Source organism: Kaistella sp. (assembly GCF_049588135.1).
Taxonomy (GTDB): Bacteria; Bacteroidota; Bacteroidia; order Flavobacteriales; family Weeksellaceae; genus Kaistella.
Genome location: NZ_JBAVFG010000032.1, coordinates 1 through 9,854 on the forward strand (window position 1 = coordinate 1; position 9,854 = coordinate 9,854).

The 9,854-nt window shown below is 33.3% G+C and carries 11 protein-coding genes; 3 read left to right on the top strand and 8 right to left on the bottom strand.

Features of this window, described 5'->3' with window-relative positions; genetic code table 11:
- The 3 genes from WBY99_RS01775 to ruvX all read right to left on the bottom strand — a co-directional run.
- A partial coding sequence (locus WBY99_RS01775) for a DUF5606 domain-containing protein (RefSeq protein ID WP_423974631.1) occupies positions 1–375 on the bottom strand: 375 nt, incomplete at its 3' end.
- Between the two features lie 101 nt (positions 376–476).
- The gene (def, locus tag WBY99_RS01780; RefSeq protein ID WP_423974632.1) at positions 477–1,049 is read right to left on the bottom strand and encodes a peptide deformylase; all 573 of its coding nucleotides are present in this window, start codon (positions 1,047–1,049) and stop codon (positions 477–479) included.
- Positions 1,046–1,462 carry a Holliday junction resolvase RuvX gene (ruvX, locus tag WBY99_RS01785; protein WP_423974633.1) on the bottom strand — a complete coding sequence of 139 codons (417 nt, stop codon included), beginning with the start codon at positions 1,460–1,462 and terminating at the stop codon, positions 1,046–1,048. Before ruvX ends, def begins: the two co-directional genes overlap by 4 nt.
- Before the next feature lie 108 nt (positions 1,463–1,570).
- On the opposite strand from ruvX, the gene WBY99_RS01790 reads away from it, so the two are divergent.
- Positions 1,571–2,047: a SixA phosphatase family protein gene (locus tag WBY99_RS01790; RefSeq protein WP_423974634.1), complete on the top strand. Its 477-nt coding sequence runs from the start codon at positions 1,571–1,573 to the stop codon at positions 2,045–2,047.
- Positions 2,048–2,113: 66 nt separating this feature from the next.
- Positions 2,114–2,638, top strand: coding sequence for a hypothetical protein (locus WBY99_RS01795; RefSeq protein WP_423974635.1), 525 nt, complete (start codon positions 2,114–2,116; stop codon positions 2,636–2,638).
- A gap of 3 nt (positions 2,639–2,641) precedes the next feature.
- On the opposite strand, the gene WBY99_RS01800 is transcribed toward WBY99_RS01795, so the two are convergent.
- Positions 2,642–3,595 carry a L,D-transpeptidase gene (locus WBY99_RS01800; protein WP_423974636.1) on the bottom strand — a complete coding sequence of 318 codons (954 nt, stop codon included), beginning with the start codon at positions 3,593–3,595 and terminating at the stop codon, positions 2,642–2,644.
- A gap of 352 nt (positions 3,596–3,947) precedes the next feature.
- Here WBY99_RS01800 and WBY99_RS01805 point away from each other — a divergent pair, with 352 nt between their 5' ends.
- A complete protein-coding gene (locus WBY99_RS01805) occupies positions 3,948–5,426 on the top strand; it encodes a lipopolysaccharide biosynthesis protein (protein ID WP_423974637.1) in 1,479 nt (492 codons plus the stop codon).
- Here WBY99_RS01805 and WBY99_RS01810 read toward each other — a convergent pair.
- Genes WBY99_RS01810 through WBY99_RS01825 form a run of 4 tightly spaced genes read right to left on the bottom strand, consistent with a single transcriptional unit; the run spans position 5,416 to position 9,245 of the window.
- Positions 5,416–6,465 (bottom strand): hypothetical protein, encoded by a 1,050-nt coding sequence (locus WBY99_RS01810; RefSeq protein WP_423974638.1) that lies wholly within the window; start codon positions 6,463–6,465, stop codon positions 5,416–5,418. The genes WBY99_RS01805 and WBY99_RS01810 overlap by 11 nt on opposite strands.
- A 3-nt stretch (positions 6,466–6,468) precedes the next feature.
- A complete protein-coding gene (locus WBY99_RS01815) occupies positions 6,469–8,091 on the bottom strand; it encodes an amidohydrolase (RefSeq protein ID WP_423974639.1) in 1,623 nt (540 codons plus the stop codon).
- A 5-nt stretch (positions 8,092–8,096) separates the two neighbouring features.
- Positions 8,097–8,975, bottom strand: a complete 879-nt coding sequence (locus WBY99_RS01820; RefSeq protein ID WP_423974640.1) for a glycosyltransferase family 2 protein — start codon at positions 8,973–8,975, stop codon at positions 8,097–8,099.
- A gap of 3 nt (positions 8,976–8,978) precedes the next feature.
- Positions 8,979–9,245, bottom strand: a complete 267-nt coding sequence (locus WBY99_RS01825) for a YciI family protein (RefSeq protein ID WP_423974641.1) — start codon at positions 9,243–9,245, stop codon at positions 8,979–8,981.
- Positions 9,246–9,854 lie beyond the last annotated feature (609 nt).

Below are 9,854 nucleotides of genomic sequence, written 5' to 3' on the forward strand. Positions count from 1 at the left end.
AATATATCCTGCTTTGTGCAAAATATTATACCATTGCGCCAATTTTTTAATATCTGAAACATAAACTCTGTCGTGATCGTAATCTGCCAACGAAGCTTTCATCAAATCTCTCAAATCTGCATCTGATGATTTGTGAGAAATCGTTTCTTTATAATCTGTATTTTTTGCTACATTTTCGAAAACTTCAAACAAAGGAACTTCTTTATCAAAAGTGAACATTGCGATATTATCGAGCAAACTTACTTGGGAAGTATTTCCGATGCTTACTTTCTTTTTGGATAAAACATCTTCAATGATGAATCCATTTTTCAACTGCGAAATTAATTTGTAAAGGCCTGGTTTCCCAGAAATCGAAATTATTTTTTCTAACTTCATATTTTTTCTATTTAAATATTTAAAATTCAATGTTTAGATTCTCAGGTTTCAAGCCAATTCCAAACTTGGAATATTGACCTTAAAACCTAAAATTCATTTTTTTATTTCGGAAATCTCATTTTATAATTCACGGCAACATCGCCTTGCGAAATCTTGGTTAATTTTCCTTTGACCAATTTTTTCTTCAAAGAACTTAAATGATCGGTGAACAAAATCCCTTCGATATGATCATATTCATGCTGAATTACCCTTGCTCGCATATCAGAAAAAGTGTCGGTATGTTTAACGAAATTTTCGTCATAATATTCGATAAGAATCGTTTCTTTTCTTTTCACGTCTTCTCGAACATCGGGAATTGAAAGACAACCTTCATTAAACTTCCATTCTTCGCCGCTTTCTTCCAAGATTTTTGCATTAATTAAAACCTTTCGGAAAGTTTTTAATTCGTCTGCAATTTCTTCATAATCCTCATCTTCTGCAAGTGGCGAAAGATCGACGATAAAAAGGCGAATATCTAAACCGATTTGTGGTGCTGCTAAACCGATTCCGTTTGCAGATTCCATGGTTTCAAACATATTTGAAATCAGCTCTTTTAATCCTGAATAATCTTTGTCGATTTCGTGACAATTTTTTCTTAAAACCGCATCGCCAAATGCACGTATTGGTAATATCATTTCTGTTTCTGTTCTAAAAAATTCTGCAATATGATGGTTGCACTTACTTTATCTATTAATCCTTTTTCCTCTCTTTTCTTTTTGCTTTTTCCACTTTGAGAAATAAAGAAAGACGCCATTTTCGAGGTAAAACGCTCATCAAAACGATGAACTTCTATAGCTGGAAATTCGGTTTTAAATTTTTCCAAAAACTTTAATATATTGGTTTCTACTTCATTCAGGTTTCCCTTCAAATCGGTAGGAAGTCCTACTACGATTGCTTCCACATTATTTTCATTGAAATACTTTTTCAAGAAAACGAATATATTTTTAGTTTCCACGGTATCCAAACCCGAGGCGATCATTTGGAAATCATCGGTTGCTGCAATGCCGCAACGTGCTTTTCCGTAATCAATTGCAAGGATTTGTGCCATAGTTTGCAAATTTAAGAAAATTTAGTTAACCTATTTTTATACTTCATTCAATTTTTTTGCAAACCTATTAAAATAATTTATAATTTTAATCACCCAAAAATAATCTATATGAAAACGCTAATTCTTATTCGCCACGCCAAAAGTGATTGGCCAGAAAACACGGAAGATTTCGACCGACCTTTGGCTAAAAAAGGCTTTGTTGATGCTAAGAAAATGGCGACCTTCATGAAAAACAATCAGATTGAAATCGACAAACTCGTTTCGAGTCCTGCGATTCGCGCTTTAGATACTTGTGAAATTTTTGGTAAAACTTACGATCTAGAAATTGAAATCAACCAGAAATTATATAATCCTTCGGAAAGTAATTTCGAATCGGTCATTTTTGATTTGAGTGATGACCTGAATTCGGTCGCCATGTTTTCTCACAACAACGGGATTTCAAATTTTGCCAATCTCATGAGCGACGATATTTTTGTGCTGCCAACTTGTGGTGTTGCGGGTTTTGAAATACACTGCGATTCTTGGTCTGATTTTCATATTGCCAATAAAAAACTGACCTTCTTTTTTGAGCCGAAGAATATTTAAATAACAATTGTATAATGAAGTTCTCTATTTTATAATTACATTAGCTGACCCCTATTCCCTACCAACATGAAAATTGAAGAAACCGCTATTGACCACATTCGGTTTAGACCGAGATTTAAAATATTCACCGAAATATCTCGGGAAGATTACACTATCTATTTGAAAAAATTTCTAGTTGAAAGAGCTGCTGATTTTGAAGGAAGCGTGAATAAGGAAATTTCAATAATCACGGTTCGAACTGAGCAAAATAACTACTGGAATCCTTGTCTTTCGCTAAGAATAGAAACTGATTCCGACGAAAACAAAACCGTTATTCGTGGTGTTTTCGGCCCAACCTCTGCGGTATGGACTTTTTTTATGTTTCTCAACTTCATTTTCGGAATTATGTGGATGGTTTTCATCACCATTTGGTTCGTAGAAAAACAGATTAAAAGTCATGATTTCCCATGGGCCCTTAGCTTTTCAATAGCAATGTTGGTCTGCTTAGGTTTAACTTTTGCAGCAGCCAGAATCGGAAAATGGCAAGGTAAAAAGCAAATGCAAAAACTTCGAGAATTCGCAGAAGAATCTGTTCAAAAATTATCACGCTGAAATTTAATGCTGATTTTCAGATGCTTCTATAGCTTTTCTTTTTTCTTGTTCTTCTAAAATCTTTGGCAGATTCGGCTCGATAGCGGCATTCATATCTTTAACAGAAATATTGTTCGACTTAGGATTTATACTCAAGTTTTTCCAGGGTTTTTTAGCACCCCACTTATAGTCCCCAAAAACAATTACCGGTGTTCCATTTGCTTTTACGGTTGTACCCCCTATATTTAAAATCCACTGATCTGCCCAGCCATATAAGAACTTTGCATCATTCATCAACAATCTTAAACAAGAATGAGAGGCAGGATAACCTGGTAAATCATACTGATGCCACCCAATTCCTAAAGTATTTTGAACATTGAAATTATAAGGAAGTTTCCATTCACTCGATACGCTGGAAATTGACAATTTTTTTTTCCAGTTGGTAAACATTAAACCTCTCTTGGTTTGCGCTGCTTTTGAACCCATACTTGTAGGACCCCATCTGATGAGTTTTCCGTTTTGGTAAACGGAAAAAGCCTGAATTTTATAAGAAAATAAAACTATTTTATGAACGCCTTTCAAAATTTCTAAATTTTGGGGGAATGGCGTATAAACCATCAAAGTTGAATCAATTCTATCTGGAATAGAAAGCGTATCAGCCCGCCATTTATTCTTTAAATCAAGGCGGTTAAGCGCTAAAATCACATGCTGATCCTCCTGCGAATATTCTTTATTAAAGACAGCCATTGCCGAATCCCTTTTCTTTTTTGGAAAACAAAAGTCGTGATAAACAACCGTATTCCTTTTAACAGAATCCTGTATCAAAGAATCTTTATTAATCCTCTCTATCGAATCATATTTCTCAACCTGAACTTCTTGCGAATCAAACGTTTGCCCTTTCTCACATTGCAGCGAAAATGAAATAACGGAGAACAAAAGAATCAGATTGCAAAGCTTTTTTAGGGAAAATGTAAACATGGTTTATTTTAACTAAGTATTTACTTAAAATACCACTAACAAATGTAGCCATTAAATTTCAAAATAACTATTCAAAATTTAAATCTAAAAGTAGAATCCAAAGTGCCAAATATTTAAAATAAATAGCTCAAAATTAAAATATTAGCCTACAGTTGATTTCCTAAATACCAATTCATTGACTTTAACATTTATTTAACATATTTTACTATCTTTGCTTTCTTGAATTTGAAAAACCAATTGATGATTTAGAAATTTACTCCTGAATTCTATTTAAAACTATTTACCGTTAAAAATATATGGTGCAAATTTTCATTTTCAAAGAATACCACAACTCCCTTAAAACCAAAAACCAATGAGCGTAGTTGCACGACAGGGTTTTAAATATTCCCTAATCGGATATTTTGGTTTCTTACTGGGAACCATTTCTGCGATTTTTGTTTTCCCGTATGACATGGAGTTTTACGGAAAGTTGCGCTACGTTATGCCGACTGCCGAAATGCTTTTGCCCATCATCGTTTTTGGACTCTCATTTTCAAATGTTAAATTCTTTCATCAAACCCAAAAAGACGGTAAACATCAAAACTTACTCTCGCTTTCCTTGGTTGGAATTTTGCTGAATTTCATCATTTTTTCGATTTTATTTTTCGCATTCTTTCAACTGTTTCCACAATTCAAAAGTTTACAGTTGTGGAAAATGAAACTTTTAATTCTTCCACTTATTCTTATAATGGCCTTGTCTGCGGTTTTTAATAAGTATATTACCAATTTCAAACGGATTGTCATTCCCAATATTTTTGAAAATCTCTTTCCAAAAATCGCAAATTTAGGAGCCTTTACTTTATTTTTCTTTTTAGGCGTTTCTGAAAAAGGATCGTACGGATTTTTCTTAGGAATGTTCCTCTTATCATTGGTAGGATATTTTTTCTACGCCAATAAACTCGAAAAAATACAGCCAGATTTCAGTACAGATTACGTAAAAAAAGATCATCTTTGGAAAGAAATTCTCAACTACAGTTTTTACGGATTTTTAGGAAATATTGGGAACTATATCGCTTTTCGAGTAGATAATTTCATGATTGGTGAATTCTTAAATTTTGAAGAAAATGGAGTGTACAGTATTATTTTATCCATTCTTTCGTTCATATTAATTCCACAAATGGGATTGTTTAATATTTCAGCTCCAATCATCAATAAAACCATTGCTGAAGGCGAATTCGAAGAGCTCGATCGTTTTCATAAAAAAACTTCATTAACGCTATTTTTTCTCGGAGCCGTTTTATTTTCCTGCATTTTGGTAGGATTCCCGTACTTAACGAATATTATTAAAAACGGAGATCAGTTGCGACAAGCAGAACCCGTAGTTTGGATTTTAGGATTCGCCATGATTTTCGATTTAGCCACCGGTTTCAACGGACATATTATTTCACTCTCCAAATATTATCGATTCAACATTGTAATCATGTTATTTTTAGCAATTACAACTATTGCACTAAACTATCTTTTTCTCACCAAAACCGAATTCGGAATCATCGGAATTGCGATGGCAACAGCGATTTCGCTTACCCTTTTCAATATGATTAAAATTTATTTTAATTATGCGAAATTCAAAGTTTTCCCATTGACGATTGAGATGATGTACGTTCTGATTATCTGTACTTTGGCAATTACTTTAGCAATTATGTTCCCGGTAACAAAAAGTAATTTGTTCAATCTTTTATACAAACCTGCATTTGTGCTAATCGTAATTTTCGGTGCAAATCATGTAATGAAGATCTTCCCACTTGAAGATTATTTGAATAAGAAATTCTTTAAAAGTATTTTTAAATTTTAATAAGAGTTTCAAGAGTTTTCTCTAACTCATTTAAAATTTTTTCTTTATTAAATTTCTTCTGAAAATCATAATTTATCGACTTTTCACAGTTCAATAACTGCTCTTCGATATTGCTTTTTTCCAGAATAATAAAGGCTTGGGAATTCGGATAATTTTCTGGAAAGATTACAATTTTCCCATATTTAATGGTATCTCCGATATTGCCACTCATTTTGGTTTTACCGTATATTTCTTTGTTGTTGAAAAATTCGGTTTCCGTTTGGATCGGACACCACAAAACATGAGCTTTTTTCATCCAATCATCAAAAATATCCTGTGAGACTTTTTCGGTGAAATATTTTAACGAAATATTTTCGGGCTTACTTTTTTCAAAATCTGTTAACCACACCAACTCCTTCCCTTTTGCTTTTCCTAAAAATACAAATTGGAATCGAGTTTCTTTTTTAAAGGTTTTTATACTTTTCAAAACATGAAAATAATCTCTTCGTTCCTGAGAAACGGTTCCTGGGACAACAATCGTGAAAATTTCTGAAGATTGTTTTTCATTAAATTCGTTAAAAAATATCGGCAAAAATTTCATTTTGTCCTGAACTAAATTTTCATCCAAAACCAAAAGATTTTTGGCATTTTCAAAAACTTCAGGCGCAGAAAGCAAATCCTCTTTCAGCCAAAGTTTTAAACGATATTTAAAATCCTTTTTGAAAATATTTTTAAAAAGTTGAAATCGCGAAATTTTTATAAAATTCAGATTGTGAACAATCACAGAAGTATTGAATTTTCGGGAAATTTCGTTGAATAAATTAAAATATCGATGAACAGTTCCGATAATTATCAAATCGTAATTTTGATTTTTTAATTGATTCAACAATTCGGAATTTTCCGTCAAAAAAATAGTTGAATTTTGTTTTCCAATTTGCTTAATCATTTTTTCCGAAAAATAATAATCTACAGAAAACTCGTTGGAATCATTCATTAATTCCATAAAATTCGCAGCAATTTCTGCGTGCGTATCGAGCTCGATGTAAGCGATTTTTTTCAAAATTTAATACACTTTTCTTCCATTAGAAAACGTTTCCAAAACTTTAGATTCCAAAATTTTATTTTCCTCAACTTTCATTAAATCCTGATTCAAAACCACAAAATCCGCAGATTTCCCTACTTCCAAACTTCCCAATTCATTTTCCTGAAACGCTGCTTTCGCCGCCCAAATCGTCATTCCACGCAATGCTTGTTCTCTCGTTAAAGCATTTTCTTTCTGGAAACCATTTATCGGAAAATTTTTGGCATCTTTTCTCGCAACCGCTGCAAAAAATGTTTTAATCGGATTAATTTCCTCCACCGGAAAATCGGTTCCCAACGGAAGCCAACCGTTTTGTTTCAGCAAATCTTCGTAAGCGTACGAATATTTCAACCGTTCTTTTCCTAAACGATCTTCCGCCCAATACATATCCGAAGTCGCATGAGTAGGCTGCACAGAAGGAATGATTGAATATTTCCCAAACAAATCGAAGTCGTTTTTGTCAACAATTTGAGCGTGTTCTATTCGCCATCTTCGGTCGTTTTTCACGCCCAAAACATCGCCATAAATTTTCAGAATCGTGCGGTTTGCAGAATCACCGATCGCATGCGTACACATTTGCAAGTTACTTTTAATCAATAATTTAGCTAAATTTTCGAAATGTTTTTGGTCGCTCAAAAGAAAACCTCTCCATCCTTTTTTGTCTGAATAATCGTGCAACAAACAAGCTCCTCGCGAACCAAGCGCACCATCGGAATAGACTTTGAAACCGCCAAAAGTGATATTTTTATTGGTAAATCTTCCTTTTTTTATCCATTTATCATAATAGTTTGGATTGTCTTCGAGCAAAGCAAAAATCTTCATTTTCAGCACATTTTGCGTTTGTGCTTTTTCAAGCAAACCAAAAGTATGTTCGGTAATTCCGCAATCGTGAAGCGAAGTTAAACCGTATGAAAAACACGTTTTCTGCAAATCTTCAAAATACTGAATCGCCATTTTATCATCAATTTCGGGAATAAATTTTTCCACCAAAAGCATCGCATTATCGACTAAAATTCCGGTGAGTTTGCCGTTTTTTTGTTCGATTTCTCCGCCCCCGATTTTCGTATTCAAATTAATTCCGGCAATATCCAACGCTTTTTGGTTGGCAATCGCAGCGTGACCGTCAATTCTTTTCAGATAAACCGGACGATTTGGAAATAACTCGTCGAGCTTTTCTTTGGTTGGAAATTCTTTTATTGCCCAATCATTTTGATCCCAACTTCTTCCGTACAACCATTCTTTAGGCGCAGTTTTGGCATATTCGGAAATTTTGGCAACGATTTCGTCCCAAGATTTTGTTCCCCAAAGTTCGCATTTCCATTGATCCGTCGCAAAACCTGTGAAATGACAATGTGCATCGATAAATCCCGGAAACACAGTTTTTCCGTAAAGATTTTGAATATTTTTCGATTTGAATTTCTTCAGAATTTCGTCATTTTTCCCGACTGCAACAATTTTTCCGTTCGAAATTGCCATTGCTTCGGCAATATCAAAATTTTGATTTACGGTATAAATTTTTGCATTTTGAATAATTAAATCGGCGTTTTTTTGTGCGGAAATTAATCCAATAAAAAACAGCGTTAAAATGGAAATTATCTTTTTCATATTTTTTATTTTCTATTAAACATTTGTTTCCAACGCAAATTCCGAATGAATTGAATTTCTTCTTTCGATAATTCCCGGTTTCCCTTTTGTTTTAAAAACGATTTCATCGTGGTATAAAATTCTGAAACCGATTTATTTTTTAATGATGATTTTGCAGAAGAAATTGTTGCTAAAGGAAAACTCAAACCAATATTATAAAAATATTCGCCTAATTTTTCCGCCTTTTGATTTTTGTATTTGTAAGCCGTCGGGCGCAAATGTTTTACCCACAAATCCCTTATGGTAAAGGCTTCCCAACCATTTTTCTTCGCCAACATGACATCAATATTATCCCAACCCAAAACTGGACGCAAACCATTCATCGCCTGAAAACATTCTTTTCGATACGATTTTATCGGTCCACGAATATGATTTTTGGAAGAGATATTTTCGAAAATCCATTGGCGTTTTTCATCTTTAAAATCGAAAGCCAAAGCTTTTTCAAAAACAGATTTTCTAATTTTAACAATTCCCGAAACCATTCCAGCTTTTGGATTCTTTTCATAAATGTTGTTTACTTTTTCCAAATAATTTTTCGGAAAAATAATATCGGCATCGAATTTACAGATGATTTCAAAATCCTTTAAATCAACAATTTCCAAACCTCTATTAAAAGTTCTCACGACTTTTGCGCCAGGTTCATGTTCGGATTCCTTTAAATTTTGAATTTTAAACTTTGAATTTTGAATGATAAAATTCTCAACAACTTCCTGCGTTTTATCCGTGGAACCATCATTCACAACAACACAGAAAAAACCCTGAAACGTCTGATTTTCCAGAGATTTCAAAGTGAAAAGAATATTTTTTTCTTCGTTGTGCGTGGGAATTATAATGAGAAACTTCATCGTTTACTTGATCTCATCATCCCATTCTTTGATAGTGACTTTTGCAATCAAACCTTCTGAAACAAAAGGATCTCTTTTCACAAATTCTTCGGCTGCAGATTTATCAATAAAAATTGCCATCGCACCTTCACCTGGATTTGCAAATGCGCCAGTTCCTAAAACTTTGCCCGTTTTTATAAATTCATCTTCTACCACTTGATGTTTTGGAAAAACCTCCATAAATTTTTCCATAGGAGCATCTGAGTGCTCGTAAAATACTACTGCTTTCATGATTTAAGATTTAAAATTTTAAACGTTGAACCTTCTGACTATTTTTTTTGATAGCGTTCCTCTGGAACGCCACGCATTATTATAAATTATTTTCTACACAGATAGAGTTCCGCTAGAACTCGCAATTCATCAAATCATCTCATCAACACTGCTTTCATAATTTTAGATTTTAGATTTTAAACGTTGAACCCTCTTACTACTTTTTTTGATAGCGTTCCTCTGGAACGCCACGCATTATTATAAATTATTTTCTACACAGATAGAGTTCCGCTGGAACTCGCAATTCATCAAATCATCTCATCAACACTGCTTTCATAATTTTAGAATTTAAATTTTAAACGTTGTACCCTCTGACTATTTTTTTTGATAGCGTTCCCCTGGAACGCCACGCATTATTATAAATTATTTTCTACACAGATAGAGTTCCGCTGGAACTCGCAATTCATCAAATCATCTCATCAGCACTGCTTTCATAATTTTAGAATTTAAATTTTAAACATCAAATTTCTTACTTTTTCTTAAATTATCACATTTTTAATTATCTCATTCGAAAATCATCAGTTCGGTTCAGGAGGAACCATATCTGTGTAGAAAATATAATTGAAATTG

Coding starts and splice junctions, on each gene's coding strand:
- def (WP_423974632.1), bottom strand. CDS start 1,049: ATGATATTACCAATACGTGCATTTGGCGATGCGGTTTTAAGAAAAAAT.
- ruvX (WP_423974633.1), bottom strand. CDS start 1,462: ATGGCACAAATCCTTGCAATTGATTACGGAAAAGCACGTTGCGGCATT.
- WBY99_RS01790 (WP_423974634.1), top strand. CDS start 1,571: ATGAAAACGCTAATTCTTATTCGCCACGCCAAAAGTGATTGGCCAGAA.
- WBY99_RS01795 (WP_423974635.1), top strand. CDS start 2,114: ATGAAAATTGAAGAAACCGCTATTGACCACATTCGGTTTAGACCGAGA.
- WBY99_RS01800 (WP_423974636.1), bottom strand. CDS start 3,595: ATGTTTACATTTTCCCTAAAAAAGCTTTGCAATCTGATTCTTTTGTTC.
- WBY99_RS01805 (WP_423974637.1), top strand. CDS start 3,948: ATGAGCGTAGTTGCACGACAGGGTTTTAAATATTCCCTAATCGGATAT.
- WBY99_RS01815 (WP_423974639.1), bottom strand. CDS start 8,091: ATGAAAAAGATAATTTCCATTTTAACGCTGTTTTTTATTGGATTAATT.
- WBY99_RS01820 (WP_423974640.1), bottom strand. CDS start 8,975: ATGAAGTTTCTCATTATAATTCCCACGCACAACGAAGAAAAAAATATT.
- WBY99_RS01825 (WP_423974641.1), bottom strand. CDS start 9,245: ATGAAAGCAGTAGTATTTTACGAGCACTCAGATGCTCCTATGGAAAAA.